This is a genomic window from Microbacterium sp. NPDC089190 (assembly GCF_040701795.1).
Lineage (GTDB): Bacteria > Actinomycetota > Actinomycetes > Actinomycetales > Microbacteriaceae > Microbacterium > Microbacterium galbum.
In genome coordinates this window covers 547,237-563,225 of the sequence record NZ_JBFBHF010000003.1, presented here as the reverse complement: position 1 = coordinate 563,225, position 15,989 = coordinate 547,237, and the positions used below count along the sequence as shown (strand labels likewise).

Sequence of the window (15,989 nt, the reverse complement as noted above, 5' to 3'; positions counted from 1 at the left end):
ACTGCACACTCGCGTGGGTGCCGACCGGGGCAGCAGGACCGGCACCTCTGCGTGCGATTGCCGTAGGTGGTCGGTGGCTCGGTGAGGGGCGGCGTTCTGGGGCGAGCGAGCACGTGGCGTCTTGGTTCGTTTGCCGCGGGTGGTCGGTGGCTCGGTGAGGGGCGGCGTTCTGGGGCGAGCGAGCACGTGGCGTCTTCGTTCGTTTGCCGCGGGTGGTCGGTGGCTCGGTGAGGGGCGGCGTTCTAAGGCGAGCGAGCGCGTGGCCTTTTCGTTCGTTTGCCGCCGATGGGCGGTGAGGCCGGGCACGATCCGCTGTCTCGGGCAGTCGAACGGCGGCGATCGATGTTCGCCGCACACTACAGCGTCAGCTCCACAGGCCGCCAACGGCCCCAGAAGTGACAAGGGGCCGCGCGAGAGCGCGACCCGGACAGCAGAGAGCCGCGCGTGAGCGCGACCCGGACGGCAGAGAGTCGCGCGAGAGCGCATCCCAGACGACAGAGGGCCGCGCGAGAGCGCGACCCGGACGACGGAGGGCAGCGCGAGAGCGCGTCCTGAAACCGCGAAGGGCGCCGGGAGAACCCGACGCCCTTCGCTGCTCGCTGAGATCAGCGGGCGGCGTAGTACTCGACGACGAGCTGCACGTCACACGTGACGGGCACCTCGGCGCGCTTGGGGCGACGCACGAGCTTCGCCTGCAGCGTCGAGAGGTCGACCTCGAGGTAGCCCGGGACGGGGGGCAGCACTTCCGCGTGCCCGCCGGCGGCGGCGACCTGGAAGGGCTCGAGACCCTCGCTCTTGGGCTTGACGTGGATCTGCTGACCCGGCTTCACGCGGAACGACGGGCGGTCCACGAGCTGGCCGTCGACCATGATGTGGCGGTGCACGACGAGCTGACGGGCCTGCGCGGTGGTGCGGGCGAAGCCCGAACGCACGACGAGGGCGTCCAGACGCATCTCGAGCAGCTCGACCAGGTTCTCACCGGTCAGGCCGTCGGTGCGGCGGGCCTCGTTGAACGCGATGCGCAGCTGCTTCTCGCGGATGCCGTACTGCTCGCGCAGACGCTGCTTCTCGCGCAGACGGACGGCGTAGTCGCTGTCGGCCTTGCGCTTGGTGCGACCGTGCTCGCCGGGAGCGTAGGGACGCTTCTCGAGGTAGCGGGCGGCCTTGGGGGTGAGTGCGACGCCGAGGGCGCGCGACAGACGCACCTTGCGGCGGTCCTGAGACTTCGTGGTCACGAAGTTCTCCTTCCGATGACGTGGCCGCGCCTTTCACGGCTCACGGGCGTATCGCCCCCTTCCGCCCGATCCGACGCGCACGCCGGGGCGCGTCGGTAGGTGATCACAGAAAGGAGGGGATGCCCGAAAACCCTGTTTCGAGCCGGTTCATGCTATCAGAGCGCCCCGGGGAACCCCTGCACGCGTCACTTCCCCTCGAGGATGCGTCTGATCTTCTCCAACCGCGCCGATACGTCGCGTTCGGTGCCGTGGGTGGTCGGCTCGTAATACCGGCGCCCGCGGAGTTCGTCGGGCAGGTACTGCTGGGCGACGATGCCGATCTCGCTGTCGTGGGCGTACTTGTATCCCTTGCCGTGTCCGAGCCGCTTGGCGCCCGGGTAGTGGGCGTCGCGCAGGTGCATCGGCACGCGCCCGAACCCGCCGGCTCGCACATCGGCGATCGCGGCGTTGATGGCGTTGTACGCGGCGTTCGACTTGGCCGTGGTCGCGAGGTAGATCGTCGCCTCGGCGAGCGGGATGCGCCCTTCGGGCATACCGATGAAGGCGACGGCGTCTGCGGCGGCCACGGCGATCTGCAGCGCCTGCGGGTCGGCCATGCCGATGTCCTCCGCGGCGGAGATGACCAGTCGGCGCGCGATGAACCGGGGGTCTTCGCCGGCCTCGATCATTCGCGCGAGGTAGTGGATCGCGGCATCCGGGTCGGAGCCGCGCACCGACTTGATGAAGGCGCTGATGACGTCGTAGTGCTCGTCGCCCTGGCGGTCGTAACGGAGCAGAGCGCGATCGACGGCCTGCGCGATGTGGTCGGCCGTGATGACGGGTGGCTCCGTCTCCGTCAGCTCGAACGGGGCCCGGTCGTCGTCATCGTCGTCCTCGTCCCCTCCCGAGCGGGTGACGTCGCTCGGGGATCCCCCGTCGTCGCCCGCGACCGACGCAGCGGCCTCGAGCGCGGTGAGCGCGCGGCGCGCGTCGCCGGATGCCAGACGCACGAGTGCGGCTCGGGCGTCGTCGTCGAGCACGACGCGTCCGGCGAGACCGCGCGGGTCGGTGACCGCGCGATCGACGAGCGCGCCCAGGTCGTCGTCGCCGAGCGGGCGCAGGGTCAGCAGCAGCGACCGCGACAGCAGGGGCGAGATGACCGAGAACGACGGGTTCTCGGTGGTCGCCGCGATCAGCACCACCCACCCGTTCTCGACGCCGGGGAGGAGGGCGTCCTGCTGCGCCTTGGTGAAGCGGTGGATCTCGTCGAGGAACAGGATGGTGGACTGTCCGTACAGATCGCGCTGCGTCAGCGCCTCCTGCATGACCTCCCGCACGTCTTTCACCCCTGCGGTGATGGCCGAGAGCTCCACGAACCGTCGCCCCGACGAGCGCGCGATGGCCTGAGCCAGGGTCGTCTTGCCGGTGCCGGGCGGACCCCAGAGGATGACGGAGACCGCAGCCCCGGATGCCGAGGAATCGGTGGTGGCGAGGGTGACGAGCGGCGACCCGGGGCGCAGCAGATGCCCCTGACCCGCCACCTCGTCGAGGCTCACCGGGCGCATCCGGACCGCGAGCGGCGTCTGGCCCTGGAACAGCGCGGAGGAGGGTGTCACCCCTCCAGGCTAACCGCGGCCTCCGACACCGGTCCCGAGCGCGGCGGCCCCGCGGACGCCTGCTCGCGGGCTTTGTAGGATCGAGGAGCCCGGTGGCGGGCGGAGGAGGTCGATGTGGCGACGCGCGGGAAAGACCGGCAGACGCGGGAACAACGCGAGCGAGCCCGCGCCTATCAGGTCCGCGTCGCCCTTCACGAGCGTCAGCGCCGCCGTCGCACCCGCGACGACGTGCTCGGCGTCGTGATCGGTCTCGTCGTCATCGCCGGGGCGGTCGGTGCGCAGACGGCGTACTTCGTCGCCGGCCCGGGCGCGCCCGCACCGGCGCAGAGCCCGTCTGCACCCGTGACCGAGTCGCCCGCGTCGCCGACCACAGCTCCGACGACGGCTCCCTGACCCGCCGCCTCGTCGGCGGCGAGAAGGTCGACGCCTATCCCCCGCGGTCCACGCACCTGTGGCGGCGCGGTCGCTCGTACTAGGCTCGGAGGGTCCTTCTCCCCCAGGCGGTTCTGCCGCGATGAGGTGCTACCCGTGACTTCCGTTCCCTCCCCCGAGACCTCCGACCCGCGCGACGACGCGAGCACCCCCGAGGTCGATCCCGCCGCGACCGAGATCGCGGCCGACAACACGGATGCCGAGGCGCCCGCGCCTTCGGCCTCCTCCGCGACCGACGAGTCGGCGGATGCCGCGACCCCCGCCGACGAGTCGACGGACGCCGTCGACGCGGCCGAGGCTGCGCCCGAGCCGACTGATGACGCGGCGGGCTCCTCCTCCGATGAGCCCGGCACCGCCGAGGCGGAGACCGCCGACGCCGAGTCCGCCGAACCGGCAGCCGATGCGCCCGAGGCTGCGGACACCCCCGCCGCGCCGCAGCCCGCCGCGCGCCCCGTACCGGGCGCACGCATCCCCGGTCCCCCGCCCGGCGCCACGGCGTCGAAGACGGCGAGCCAGCCCTGGGGTCGCGTCGACGACGAGGGCACGGTCTCGGTCCGAGAGGGCGACGGCTGGCGCGTAGTGGGTCAGTACCCCGACGGCACCCCCGCGGAGGCCCTCGCCTACTTCCAGCGCAAGTTCGCCGACCTGGCCGGCGAGGTGACGCTGCTCGAGACCCGTCATCGTCGCGGCGGAGCCTCGGCATCCGATCTCCGATCGACCGCGAAGACGCTGCGTGCGAAGCTCGACGGAGCCGCCGCGGTCGGCGACCTCGGCGCCCTCCTCGGCCGCGTCGACGCCCTCACGGCCGAGCTCGCCGAGGCGAGCGAGACCGAGGCCGTCGCCAACAAGCAGGCATCCGAGGAGGCGGTGCGCGAGCGCACCGCGATCGTCGAAGAGGCCGAGGCCCTGGCCGCCCGCGATCCGCAGTCGGTGCAGTGGAAGCAGATGACCGCCGACATGGCGGCCCTGTTCGACCGGTGGCAGGCCCATCAGCAGAACGGCCCGCGTCTGTCGAAGTCCACGGCGCAGCAGCTGTGGCGTCGTTTCCGCGACGCCCGTGCGACGGTCGACCGCCACCGGCGGGAGTTCTTCTCGTCGCTCGATGAGACGCACAAGGCCGCCCGCGAGGCGAAGACCCGCCTCGTCGAGCGCGCTGAGGCGCTCGCTCCCCGCGGGGAGGACGGCATCGGGGCGTACCGCGATCTGCTCGATGCCTGGAAGGCTTCGGGCCGCGCGGGCCGCAAGGTCGACGACGCCCTGTGGGCGCGGTTCAAGGCGGCCGGTGACGCGCTGTACGGTGCTCGCATCGAGCGCGAGACGGCTGACGCCGAAGCGTCCAAGGAGAAGATCGAGCAGAAGCGCGCCCTGCTCGAGCAAGCGGCGCCCATCGTCGACGAGAAGAACCTCGCGACGGCCCGTCAGAAGCTCACGGCGATCCAGCGTCAGTGGGACGAGATCGGTCGTATTTTCCCGCGCGACAAGGAGCGCACCCTCGACGACGAGCTCCGCAAGATCGAGCAGTCCGTGCGCACGCGCGAAGACGCTGACTGGAAGCGCAACGATCCGGAGCAGAAGGCGCGTGCGAACGACATGACGCGTCAGCTCACCGACGCGATCGACAAGCTCGAGGCCGAGCTCGCCGAGGCCGAGGCACGCGGAGACAAGCGTGCCGCCGCGCAGGCCTCGGAGGCGCTCGAGGCGCGTCGTACCTGGCTGCGCGCCCTGGGCGGCTGACCAGCTCTCCACAGATCCGACGGTTCGCCGTCAGGGGCGACACCGCTCCGCCACACTGGCGGGATGGTGTCGCCCTTTCTCTTCTTCGCCGACGAAAGACTCTCGCTCGCCGAGCTCACGGCGGCGTGCCTCGACGGGGCGCTCGTTCCTCTGGGCGAGGGCTACATGCCCGCTGACGCGGCGGAGACGAAGTGGATGCGCGCGCGCAGTGTGGCGCCCCTGCTCGGCGATCGGTGGGCAGCCATCCGTCTGACCGCGGCATGGGTGCACGGTGGCATCGCCCAGGAGCCGGCGATCCATCACCTGCAACGCGTCCGCGCCGCCCGTGTCCGCGCGGGATGCGACCTTCGCGCCGTGTTCCACGACGTGCGCCTCCCGGCCGACGACATCATGTCGGTCGCCGGGGTTCCCGTCAGCACCCCCGCGCGGACGCTCGTCGATCTGGCCCGATCCGACGCCCGCGAGGAGATCGCCGCGGCGCGGGCATGGGCGTACCGCGACCCGCTGCTTCGAAGGGATGCCGAGGTCTGGTTCGAGCGGCATCCGCGGTTTCCGCATGTCCACCGCGCCACCCGTCTGCTCCGTGCCGCCGCTGACGCGGGTGCCGTCCCGGCGGAAGGGGCCGGGGCGGATGCCGACGACTGACGCGAGGTCGTCGGGTGGCGGATCCCCGGCCTACGACGAAGTGACGCGGTACACGTCGTACACGGCGTCGATGCGCCGCACGGCATTGAGCACGCGGTCGAGGTGGACGGTGTCGCCCATCTCGAAGACGAACTTGCTCAGCGCGAGTCGATCGTTCGTCGTGGACACCGTCGCGGACAGGATGTTGACGTGATGCTCGCTGAGCACGCGCGTCACATCGCTCAGCAGGCCGGAGCGGTCGAGAGCCTCGACCTGGATCTGCACCAGGAACACGCTCTTCGTCGTGGGGGCCCACTCGACATCGATGAGACGGTCGGGCTCCTCCTTCAGCGACCGCACGTTGGTGCAGTCGCCCCGGTGCACCGAGACGCCGCTGCCCCGGGTCACGAAGCCGACGATCTCGTCGCCCGGAACCGGCGTGCAGCACTTGGCGAGCTTGACCAGGATGTCGGGCGCCCCACGGACGAGCACACCCGAATCGCCACCGCGCGGTGCGCGGCTGCGGCCCACCGGGATGTCGATCGGTCCGGTGTTGGTCTCCTCGGCGCTGACCAGCGCGGTGACCTTCTCGATCACCGACTGGGTGGAGACGTGCCCCTCGCCCACGGCCGCGTACAGCGCCGAGACGTCCTCGTAGTGGAAACCGCGGGCGACCTCGGTGAAGGAATCCTGGTTCATCAGGCGCTGGAGCGGCAGGTTCTGCCGCCGCATCGCGCGGGCGATGGAGTCCTTACCCTGCTCGATCGCCTCTTCGCGGCGTTCCTTCGTGAACCAGCCGCGGATCTTGTTGCGCGCACGGGTGCTCTTGACGAATCCGAGCCAGTCCTGGCTGGGGCCGGCGTCGGGGTTCTTCGAGGTGAACACCTCGACGACGTCGCCGCTCTGCAGGGTCGACTCGAGCGGCACGAGGCGGCCGTTCACCTTGGCGCCCATCGTGCGGTGACCGATCTCGGTGTGCACGGCGTAGGCGAAGTCGACCGGAGTCGCCCCGGTCGGAAGGCCGACCACCCGGCCCTTCGGCGTGAAGACGTAGACCTCTTTCGCGCCGATCTCGAAGCGCAGCGAGTCGAGGAACTCCCCCGGGTCGGCGGTTTCGGCCTGCCAGTCGGAGATGTGCGCGATCCACGCCATGTCGGCGTCGACGGCCTTGGCATCCGCCTTGCCGCCCGCCATGCGCTCTTTGTACTTCCAGTGCGCGGCGACACCGAACTCGGCCTGCTGGTGCATCTCGTTCGTGCGGATCTGGATCTCGACGGTACGGCCGCCGGGACCGATCACCGTCGTGTGCAGCGACTGGTAGAGATTGAATTTGGGCGTGGCGATGTAGTCCTTGAACCGCCCGGGAAGGGGCGTCCATCGCGCGTGGATGGCGCCGAGCACGGCGTAGCAGTCGCGAACCGTGCCGACCAGGATGCGGATGCCGATGAGGTCGTAGATATCGTCGAACTCGCGGCCGCGTACGACCATCTTCTGGTACACGGAGTACAACTGCTTCGGGCGGCCCATGACCCGACCGCGCACACGGAGTTCGCGCAGATCGGCGTCGACCGCGTCGATCACGTTCTGCACGTACTGCTCGCGCTGCGGGGTGCGCTGCTTCACCAGGCTGTCGATCTCGGCGTACAGCTTGGGATGCATGACCGCGAACGAGAGGTCTTCGAGCTCGCTCTTGATGGCCTGGATGCCGAGACGGTGCGCCAGGGGCGCATAGATCTCCAGCGTCTCGGTGGCCTTCTTCGCGGCCTTGTGCGGGGGCACGAAGCCCCACGTGCGCGCGTTGTGCAGACGGTCGGCGAGTTTGATGAGCAGGACGCGGATGTCTTTCGACATCGCCACGATCATCTTGCGCACCGTCTCGGCCTGAGCGCTGTCGCCGTACTTGACCTTGTCGAGCTTGGTGACCCCGTCGACGAGCATGGCGACCTCGTCGCCGAAGTCGGCCGCGAGCTCATCGAGCGGGTAGCCCGTGTCCTCTACCGTGTCGTGCAGGAGGGCGGCGGCGATCGCCTTCGGTCCGAGCCCCAGCTCGGCGAGGATCTGCGCGACCGCGAGCGGGTGTGTGATGTAGGGCTCGCCGCTCTGGCGCTTCTGACCGTCGTGCGCCTTGTCGGCAACGGCGTATGCGCGCTCGATGATCGCGAGATCGCCCTTGGGGTGATGCGTACGGACAGTTCGCAGCAGTTTGTCGACGTCGTCGCGGCGGGCGGCGCGCGAGAAGATGCGCGGAACCAGGCGTCGCAGCGATGACGGCGGCGGCGCAGAAGAGGCGGTCTCTGTCATCGTCACCCCTTCCTCACGGCCAGTCGATCAAGTCTACGCTCCCCCGACGTGTCGAAGAGGGCACGTCGGGGGAGCTCACGCGCGCACGATGGGCGTACGCGGGGCGCTGCGGTGATCAGGCCGGAATGCCGGCTTTCTCCCGGGCGGCGCGCACGCGCTGATCGCGCTGGGCGATCGGCTTCTCGCCTTCGCGCAGCAGGGCGTACATCGGGACGGCGACGAACAGGGTCGAGTAGGCCGCGACGATGGTGCCGACGAAGATCGACAGCGAGATGTCGCTGAGCGTCCGCGCTCCCAGCGGTACACCGATGAACAGGATTGCGCCGACGGGCAGGATCGCGACCACGGTCGTGTTGATGGAGCGGATCAGCGTCTGGTTCGCCGCGAGGTTGACCGACTCGGCGAACGTGCGGCCGGAGATCTCCCCGTCTTCTCTCGTGTTCTCCCGCACCTTGTCGAAGACGACGGTGGTGTCGTAGAGCGCGTAGGAGAGGATCGTGAGGAAGCCGATCACGGCAGCGGGCGAGATCTCGAAACCGAAGACCGCGTAGACGCCGATCGTGATGACGAGAACATCGACGAGGCCAATGATCGCGGCGACCGACATCTTCCACGTGCGGAAGTACAGGGCGAGGATGAGGAATGTCAGCGCGAGGAAGATCGACAGACCCCACAACGACTGACGCGTGACGTCGGCACCCCAGGTGGGGCCGATGAAGGAGTCGGTGACCTCCGACGCAGGAACGTCGTACGCGCTGGCCAGGGCAGCCGAGACGGCCTGCGTCTCGTCGCTGCCGAGCTGGTCGGTCTGCACGCGAACGGCCTGGTCGCTGATCGTCGTGACGCGGGTCGTCGCTCCCGGAACGACCGAGGTGACCGCGTCGGTGGCGAGGGCCTGATCGAAGGAGGTCGGGTTCGACACGGTGAACTGCGACCCGCCGGTGAACTCGATCGAGAACTGCACGGGCCGGAACAGCGGCACGAGAGCGGCGCCGATCACGAGGACCGCCGCGATGATGAACCACAGGCGACGACGCTGCACGAACGGGAAGGAGGTCTTCCCGGAGTAGAGGTCGTTACCGAGCTGCGACATGGAGCGCATCAGTCGCTTCCCTCCTTCGTGGAGCCGCTATCGCCGCGCGCGGCGGCCGCGAGTTCCGCCTGCTTGCGCTCAGCGATCGTCTGGCGGCGCTGGGCTTCGCCGCGCGACCGCTTGGCGCGACCGGCATCGGCCACCGGGGCGCGGAACTGCGCACGGCCCCGGTACACCGCGCCGAGCGCGTTCGGGTCCATACCCGAGAGCGGGTGGCCCGAGCCGAAGAAACGCGTGCGCGCGAGCAGCTGCATGACCGGGTGCGTGAAGAGGATGAAAATGAGGACGTCGATCGCGGTCGTGAGTCCGAGCGTGAACGCGAAGCCCTTCACCGTGGCATCCGCCAGGATGTACAGCACGACGGCGGCGAGGACGTTGATCGACTTCGAGATGTAGATCGTGCGCTTGGCGCGCGACCATCCGTCTTCGACGGCCGCGGTGATCGACTTGCCGTCGCGCAGCTCGTCGCGGATGCGTTCGAAGTAGACGATGAACGAGTCTGCCGTGAAGCCGATCGTCACGATCAGGCCCGCGACGCCCGCGAGGGACAGTCGGAAGCCCGCGCGCCAGGCCAGGATGCACAGGGCGAGATACGTCAACACCGCCATCACGGCGAGCGACGCGATGATCACGGTGCCCAGGGCGCGGTACACGATCAGCGAGTAGATCGCCACGAGACCGAGGCCGATGAGCCCGGCGATGAAGCCGACCTGGAGCTGCTGGGAGCCGAGGGTGGCTGAGACGGTGTCGGAGCTGACGACGGTGAAGCTCAACGGCAGGGCACCGTACTTCAGCTGGTCGGCGAGGGCCTTCGACGACTCCTGCGTGAAGCTTCCGGTGATGCTCGGTCGACCGTCGACGATGATGCCGTTCATCGACGGGGCCGACAGCACGCTGCCGTCGAGGACGAAGGCGAACTGGTTGAACGGGGCCTGCGCTCCGTACAGACGCTGGCTCACGTCGGCGAACTTCTGAGTGCCCTGGTCGTTGAAGACGAGGTTGACGGCCCACTGGCCCGTGTTCTGCTCCTGGCCGTTGGTGGCGTCGGAGATGTCGTTTCCGTCGAGCTCGACCGGGCCGAGGATGTACTTCGCCTGCCCGTTGACGTCGCAGGTGATCATCGGCTGATCGGCCGGGGCCTGCGCGGGGTTGGACGGCGGGTTGGCGCAGTCGTAGGAGAGGAACTCGGCCTGGAGGGCGGGAGTGATGTACGCGGGGTCGCTCGCGTTGGTCGGCGACGCGGTGGGCGTCGCCGGCAGGCTCGGGTCGGGCGTCGGGTACGGGGTGTTGCTGCCGTCCTCGCCCACGAACGACGTCGCCGGCGAACCCGTGAACAGCACGGGCCGCAGCTGGAGCTGTGCGGAGCTCTGGATGCGCTGACGCGTGGCGTCGTCGGCCTGACCGGGGATCTGCACGACGATGTTGCGCCCGCCCTCGGTGGCGACGTCGGCCTCACCGACGCCCGAGGCGTCGACGCGCTGACGGATGATCGTGACGGCCTGGGCCAGCTGTTCGCTGTCGGGGGCCGCCCCGTCGGTCGTCTGGGCCTGCAGGATGATCTGCGTCCCGCCCTGGAGGTCGAGCGCGAGCTCGGGCGTCCAGGAACTTGCGTTGAAGACGTACACGCCCAGCGCGTTGATGCCGAAGAGCACGCCGACGATGGCGAGCAATCCGGTCAGTACGCGCCAGGCATGACGGACAGGGGTCGAGGGCGCCACGGAGTCGGCTTTCTGTGCGGCGGGCGGGAACGGCGGAGCGGGCGTCAGGCCTGCGGGCGGTCCTTGTCGGTCTGGTCGGGGTCGGCCGCGTGCTGGCGGGCGGCGCGCTGGTCGTCGCTGATCGAGGTGATGTCGCCGTCGGCGACCCCGGCGACGTACTCGGCCTCGGTCTCCTCCGCCTCGATGAACTCGTCTTCGGTGACGGCGCCCTGAGCGGGGTCGACGATGCGCAGCACGGCCTGGCTGTGCACCTTGATGACCACACCGGGGGCGATCTCGACCAGGGCGGGCTTGTCGAGATCGACGCCGTCGTACTCGACGACGGTGCCGTAGAGGCCGCCCTGCAGGAGCACCTCAGCGCCGGGAACGGTCTCGCGCGACTTCTTCTCGAGCTCCGCCTTCTGCTTCTGCATGCGGCGCCGCGAGCTGTAGAACATGAAGATCAGCAGGGCGATGAGCAGGATGACGATGCCGTAATCAGCGAAGAACCGGGCGATATCCATCGAGGCGGTGCACCTTTCGAGTCAGGCGCGCCGTGCGGCACTGCCTAGCGTGAGTCAAGCGGGGGTCGGGGAATCCCTCGCCGAGTATAGGTCATGACCCCTGGCTGAACCGGAGCAGGCCGTCGGGGTGAGGGGCGCCGAGGTGGTCGTATGCCTCGGGGGTGGCGACGCGTCCGCGCGGCGTGCGTCCCATGAAACCGATACGGACGAGGTAGGGCTCCACGACCGACTCGATGGTCTCGGGTTCTTCGCCGACGGCCACCGCGAGCGTGCTGAGACCCACCGGTCCGCCGCGGAATCGACGCACGACGGCGTCGAGGACCGCTCGGTCGAGGCGATCGAGCCCGATGGCATCCACGTCGTAGAGATCGAGGGCGGCGCCGACCGTGCGCACGTCCGCATCGCCGTCCTCGGCGCCCGCCGAGGGGCCGTGGACCACCAGGTAGTCGCGCACGCGCCGGAGCAGGCGGTTGGCGATGCGCGGCGTGCCCCGCGAACGTCGGGCGATCTCGGAGCGCGCGGTGCCCGGCAGGCCGACGTCGAGCATGGCCGCGGACCGCGAGACCACCTGCTCGAGTTCTTCGGGTTCGTAGTACTCCAGGTGCGCGGTGAAGCCGAAACGGTCCCGCAGCGGGTTGGGGAGCAGGCCCGCGCGCGTGGTCGCTCCGACCAGGGTGAACGGAGACAGGTCGAGGGGAATGCTCGTGGCACCCGCCCCCTTGCCGACCATGATGTCGATGCGGAAATCCTCCATCGCCAGGTACAGCATCTCTTCGGCGGAGCGCGCCATCCGGTGGATCTCGTCGATGAACAGCACTTCTCCCGGCGTGAGTGACGACAGCAGCGCCGCGAGGTCACCCGCGTGCTGGATCGCCGGCCCGCTGGAGAGGCGCAGAGGACGTCCGCTCTCATGCGCCACGATCATGGCCAGGGTGGTCTTGCCGAGCCCAGGAGGGCCGGACAGCAGGATGTGGTCGGGCGAGCGCTGCTGGATGCGCGCGGCATCGAGCAGGAGTTGCAGCTGCCCCCGCACCTTCTGCTGACCGACGAACTCTGCGAGCGAGGTGGGGCGGAGGGCTCCTTCGATCGCGAGCTCGGTCTCGTCGTCGGGGGTGCCGGCGTCGCGGACGTCAGCCACCCACGTTCTCCTTCCGTGCCGGACCGAGCAGCGCCAGCGTCAGGCGCAGCAGGGCCTGGACGGAGGCGCGGTCGGCCTCGGAGGCGTTCTCGGCGACGGATGCCACGGCCTCGGCCGCGGTGCGCTCGGTCCACCCGAGGCCGATCAGCGCCTGGGTGACCTGGACGGGGATCTGGCCGTGCGGCGCGACGGCGGCGGGCGCGGACGCGGGCGCGACGGCGAGCTTCCCGGCGAGCTGCACGACGATGAGCTTGGCGGTCTTGGGGCCGATCCCCGACACGCGACGGAAGGGAGCGTCGTCGTCGTCGGCGACGGCCTGCGCGATCTGCGGCACGGTCAGGGAGGACAACACCCCGAGGGCCGATTTCGGTCCGACGCCGGTCACGCTGATGAGCTGGGTGAAGACCGTGAGCTCTTCCCGCGTCTCGAAGCCGTAGAGGGACAGGGCGTCTTCTCGCACGATGAGGTTCGTGTGCAGGTGCACATCGTCGCCGAGGTGAACCGTCCGCGCGAACTGCGCGGTCACGGCGACCGAGAAGCCCACGCCTCCGACGACGACCACGAGCGAATCGTCGGCGACGTGCGCCGCCGACCCATGCAGCGAAGAGATCATGCGATCAGCCTACGCCGGGCGTTCGTACATGTGTTCGAGCGACACGGGGCTGTGGAGAACGTCGCTTCTCGGCATCCCGCCAGGCCCGCTGAGCAGGCGTGAGGGCGGCCTCCGCCGAGGGGGTCGCCGGGCCGCCGCGCCAGGCGTGGCAGAGGGCGATCGCGAGCGCGTCGGCGGCGTCGGCCGGCTGGGGCAGCGTGTCGAGGCGCAGCACGCGCGCGACCATGGTCTGCACCTGCACCTTGTCGGCGGCGCCGTACCCCGTGATGGCCGCCTTCACCTCGCTGGGGGTGTGCGTCGCCGCGGTCAGTCCGTGCTCGGCGGCCAGGAGCAGCGCGATGCCGCTCGCCTGTGCGGTTCCCATCACCGAGTGCCGGTTGTTCTGTGCGAAGACGCGCTCGACGGCGACCACGTCCGGCTGGTGGGCGACGAGCACCTCCCGGATGCCGACGGCGATGGCCGCGAGACGTTTCTCGATCGGGTCGCCGGGCGCCGACCGCGCGACGCCGACATGCACGAGCGACGCGGTGCGGTTCGGCGAGACGTCCACGATCCCGATACCGCAGCGCGTGAGGCCGGGATCGATGCCGAGGACGCGCAGAGAACGGGACACGGCCCCCACGCTAAGCGCAGGGGCCGTGTCGCGGAGAAGGGCGCGCCCTTACTCGTCGTTCTCGAGCTCGGCCTGCACCTCGGGCGTCATGTCGAAGTTCGTGTAGACGTTCTGCACGTCGTCGCTGTCTTCGAGCGCGTCGATGAGGCGGAACACCTTGCGGGCGGTGTCGGCGTCGACCTCCACCTTGAGCGAGGGGACGAACTCGACGTCGGCGGAGTCGTACTCGATCCCGGCGTCCTGCAGGGCGCTGCGCACGGACACGAGGTCGCTCGCCTCGGTGATCACGCCGAAGCCCTCGCCGTGGGGCTCGACCTCCTCGGCGCCGGCCTCGAGGACCGCGAGCATGACGTCGTCCTCGCTGGTGCCCTCGGCGGGGACCACGATGACGCCCTTGCGGCTGAAGTTGTACGCGACGCTGCCCGGATCGGCGAGGGTGCCGCCGTTGCGGCTGAGAGCCGTGCGCACCTCGGCGGCCGCACGGTTCTTGTTGTCGGTCAGACACTCGATGAGGAACGCGACGCCGTTGGGACCGTAGCCCTCGTACATGATGGAGGCGTACTCGACGGCCTCGCCGCCGATGCCCGCGCCGCGCTTGATCGCGCGATCGATGTTGTCTTTGGGGACCGAGGTCTTCTTGGCCTTCAGAACGGCGTCGAAGAGGGTCGGGTTGCCCTGCAGGTCGGCACCGCCGAGCTTGGCCGCGACCTCGATGTTCTTGATGAGCTTGGCCCACGACTTCGCGCGGCGGGCGTCGACGACCGCCTTCTTGTGCTTGGTCGTGGCCCATTTGGAATGTCCGGACATTGCTCCAGTTTACGGTGCGACACGGCCTGCGCCGCGTCGGTTGCGCACGCGGTGCAGGAACCGTTCGTGGAAGCGCGTCTCCCCCGTCGACTCCGGATGGAACGCCGTTCCGAGCAGCGCTCCCTGCTCGATCGCCACGACGCGCCCATCGGGGAGGGATGCCAGGGGCTCGGCATCCGGGCCCCACTCCACGACCGCGGGCGCGCGGATGAACACCGCGTGCACCGGCGGACTGCCGAGCGCAGGCACCTCGAGGTCGGTCTCGAAGGATTGCGTCTGGGAGCCGAAGGCGTTGCGGGCGACCCGCGCGTCGATTCCGCCGAAGGTGCGCTGGCCGGCGATGGCGCCGTCGATGCGGTCGGCGAGGAGGATGAGCCCGGCGCAGGTGCCGTACATCGGCATCCCGTCGGTGATCGCCTGGCGGATCGGGTCGAACAGGCCGAAGGCGCGCGCGAGCTTGTCGATGACGCTCGACTCGCCGCCGGGGAGCACGAGGCCCTCCACGGCGGCGAGCTCCTCGGGCCGACGCACGGGCTGCGCGTCGGCTCCGAGGGCGGTCAGCACGGCGAGGTGCTCGCGCACATCGCCCTGCAGGGCGAGGACGCCGACGCGGGGACCGTTACCAGCCACGCTCGGCCAGGCGGTGGGGGGCGGGGAGGTCGGCGACGTTGATGCCGACCATCGCCTCGCCGAGTCCCCGCGACGCCTCCGCCACGATCTTCGGGTCGTCGTGGAACGTGGTCGCCTTGACGATCGCCGCGGCGCGCTGGGCGGGGTTGCCCGACTTGAAGATGCCCGAGCCCACGAACACGCCGTCGGCGCCGAGCTGCATCATCATGGCGGCGTCGGCGGGAGTCGCCACTCCCCCGGCGGTGAAGAGCACGACGGGCAGCTCGCCGGTCTCCGCGATCTCGGCGACGAGGTCGTACGGGGCCTGCAGCTCCTTCGCCGCGACGTAGAGCTCGTCCTTGGTCTTCGCGCGCAGGGCGTTGATCTCCGAGCGGATCGTGCGGATGTGCTTCGTCGCCTCCGACACGTCTCCTGTGCCGGCCTCGCCCTTGGACCGGATCATCGCCGCGCCCTCGGTGATGCGCCGGAGCGCCTCGCCGAGGTTGGTCGCGCCGCACACGAACGGCACGGTGAAGTTCCACTTGTCGATGTGGTTGACGTAGTCGGCGGGCGAGAGCACCTCGGACTCGTCGATGTAGTCGACGCCGAGCTCCTGCAGGATCTGCGCCTCGACGAAGTGGCCGATGCGCGCCTTGGCCATGACGGGGATCGACACCGAAGCGATGATGTCGTCGATCAGGTCGGGGTCGCTCATGCGCGCCACGCCGCCCTGGGCGCGGATGTCGGCGGGCACGCGCTCGAGCGCCATCACGGCGACCGCGCCCGCGTCTTCGGCGATGCGGGCCTGCTCGGCGGTGACGACGTCCATGATGACGCCGCCCTTGAGCATCTCGGCGAGTCCCCGCTTGACGCGGGAGGTTCCGGTGTCGGTCATGACTGCTCCGTTCCGCGCTTCGGGGCGCGATCTATTGGCTTAGGCCAAACCGTAGCATGGCTCAGGACATAGGCTGGAC

General features: G+C 69.8%; 15 protein-coding genes. 3 read left to right on the top strand and 12 right to left on the bottom strand.

The window, feature by feature from the left end; all coding sequences use genetic code 11:
* Positions 1 to 605: 605 nt before the first annotated feature.
* Positions 606 to 1,235, bottom strand: a complete 630-nt coding sequence (rpsD, locus tag AB0230_RS12675) for a 30S ribosomal protein S4 (RefSeq protein WP_076675537.1) — start codon at positions 1,233 to 1,235, stop codon at positions 606 to 608.
* A gap of 185 nt (positions 1,236 to 1,420) precedes the next feature.
* A complete protein-coding gene (locus AB0230_RS12670) occupies positions 1,421 to 2,830 on the bottom strand; it encodes a replication-associated recombination protein A (protein ID WP_366376065.1) in 1,410 nt (469 codons plus the stop codon).
* A gap of 114 nt (positions 2,831 to 2,944) precedes the next feature.
* Here AB0230_RS12670 and AB0230_RS12665 point away from each other — a divergent pair, with 114 nt between their 5' ends.
* The 3 genes from AB0230_RS12665 to AB0230_RS12655 all read left to right on the top strand — a co-directional run bounded on the left by AB0230_RS12665 (position 2,945) and on the right by AB0230_RS12655 (position 5,641).
* Positions 2,945 to 3,223 (top strand): dioxygenase, encoded by a 279-nt coding sequence (locus AB0230_RS12665; RefSeq protein WP_363579030.1) that lies wholly within the window; start codon positions 2,945 to 2,947, stop codon positions 3,221 to 3,223.
* A gap of 135 nt (positions 3,224 to 3,358) precedes the next feature.
* Positions 3,359 to 4,996, top strand: a complete 1,638-nt coding sequence (locus AB0230_RS12660; RefSeq protein WP_366376063.1) for a DUF349 domain-containing protein — start codon at positions 3,359 to 3,361, stop codon at positions 4,994 to 4,996.
* A gap of 63 nt (positions 4,997 to 5,059) precedes the next feature.
* On the top strand, positions 5,060 to 5,641 hold the full coding sequence (locus AB0230_RS12655; protein ID WP_363391557.1) for a type IV toxin-antitoxin system AbiEi family antitoxin: 582 nt from the start codon (positions 5,060 to 5,062) through the stop codon (positions 5,639 to 5,641).
* A gap of 30 nt (positions 5,642 to 5,671) precedes the next feature.
* On the opposite strand, the gene AB0230_RS12650 is transcribed toward AB0230_RS12655, so the two are convergent.
* The 10 genes from AB0230_RS12650 to pdxS all read right to left on the bottom strand — a co-directional run bounded on the left by AB0230_RS12650 (position 5,672) and on the right by pdxS (position 15,910).
* Positions 5,672 to 7,921 (bottom strand): bifunctional (p)ppGpp synthetase/guanosine-3',5'-bis(diphosphate) 3'-pyrophosphohydrolase, encoded by a 2,250-nt coding sequence (locus tag AB0230_RS12650; protein WP_315995740.1) that lies wholly within the window; start codon positions 7,919 to 7,921, stop codon positions 5,672 to 5,674.
* 115 nt (positions 7,922 to 8,036) lie between these two features.
* Positions 8,037 to 9,023 carry a protein translocase subunit SecF gene (gene secF, locus AB0230_RS12645; protein WP_315995739.1) on the bottom strand — a complete coding sequence of 329 codons (987 nt, stop codon included), beginning with the start codon at positions 9,021 to 9,023 and terminating at the stop codon, positions 8,037 to 8,039.
* Positions 9,023 to 10,732, bottom strand: a complete 1,710-nt coding sequence (secD, locus tag AB0230_RS12640) for a protein translocase subunit SecD (RefSeq protein ID WP_366376060.1) — start codon at positions 10,730 to 10,732, stop codon at positions 9,023 to 9,025. Before secD ends, secF begins: the two co-directional genes overlap by 1 nt.
* Positions 10,733 to 10,776: 44 nt before the next feature.
* Positions 10,777 to 11,235, bottom strand: a complete 459-nt coding sequence (locus AB0230_RS12635; protein WP_298872885.1) for a preprotein translocase subunit YajC — start codon at positions 11,233 to 11,235, stop codon at positions 10,777 to 10,779.
* A gap of 91 nt (positions 11,236 to 11,326) precedes the next feature.
* Complete coding sequence (ruvB, locus tag AB0230_RS12630) at positions 11,327 to 12,373, bottom strand: Holliday junction branch migration DNA helicase RuvB (protein ID WP_315995737.1); 1,047 nt, start codon at positions 12,371 to 12,373, stop codon at positions 11,327 to 11,329.
* A complete protein-coding gene (gene ruvA, locus AB0230_RS12625) occupies positions 12,366 to 12,986 on the bottom strand; it encodes a Holliday junction branch migration protein RuvA (protein WP_363391566.1) in 621 nt (206 codons plus the stop codon). The genes ruvB and ruvA overlap by 8 nt, the downstream gene beginning before the upstream one ends.
* 4 nt (positions 12,987 to 12,990) lie before the next feature.
* Positions 12,991 to 13,599 carry a crossover junction endodeoxyribonuclease RuvC gene (gene ruvC / locus AB0230_RS12620; RefSeq protein ID WP_315995735.1) on the bottom strand — a complete coding sequence of 203 codons (609 nt, stop codon included), beginning with the start codon at positions 13,597 to 13,599 and terminating at the stop codon, positions 12,991 to 12,993.
* A 48-nt stretch (positions 13,600 to 13,647) separates the two neighbouring features.
* Positions 13,648 to 14,406 (bottom strand): YebC/PmpR family DNA-binding transcriptional regulator, encoded by a 759-nt coding sequence (locus tag AB0230_RS12615; protein WP_315995734.1) that lies wholly within the window; start codon positions 14,404 to 14,406, stop codon positions 13,648 to 13,650.
* Positions 14,407 to 14,415: 9 nt separating this feature from the next.
* Positions 14,416 to 15,036 (bottom strand): pyridoxal 5'-phosphate synthase glutaminase subunit PdxT, encoded by a 621-nt coding sequence (gene pdxT, locus AB0230_RS12610; protein WP_366376057.1) that lies wholly within the window; start codon positions 15,034 to 15,036, stop codon positions 14,416 to 14,418.
* Positions 15,026 to 15,910 (bottom strand): pyridoxal 5'-phosphate synthase lyase subunit PdxS, encoded by an 885-nt coding sequence (gene pdxS / locus AB0230_RS12605; protein ID WP_174799665.1) that lies wholly within the window; start codon positions 15,908 to 15,910, stop codon positions 15,026 to 15,028. The genes pdxT and pdxS overlap by 11 nt, the downstream gene beginning before the upstream one ends.
* Positions 15,911 to 15,989 lie beyond the last annotated feature (79 nt).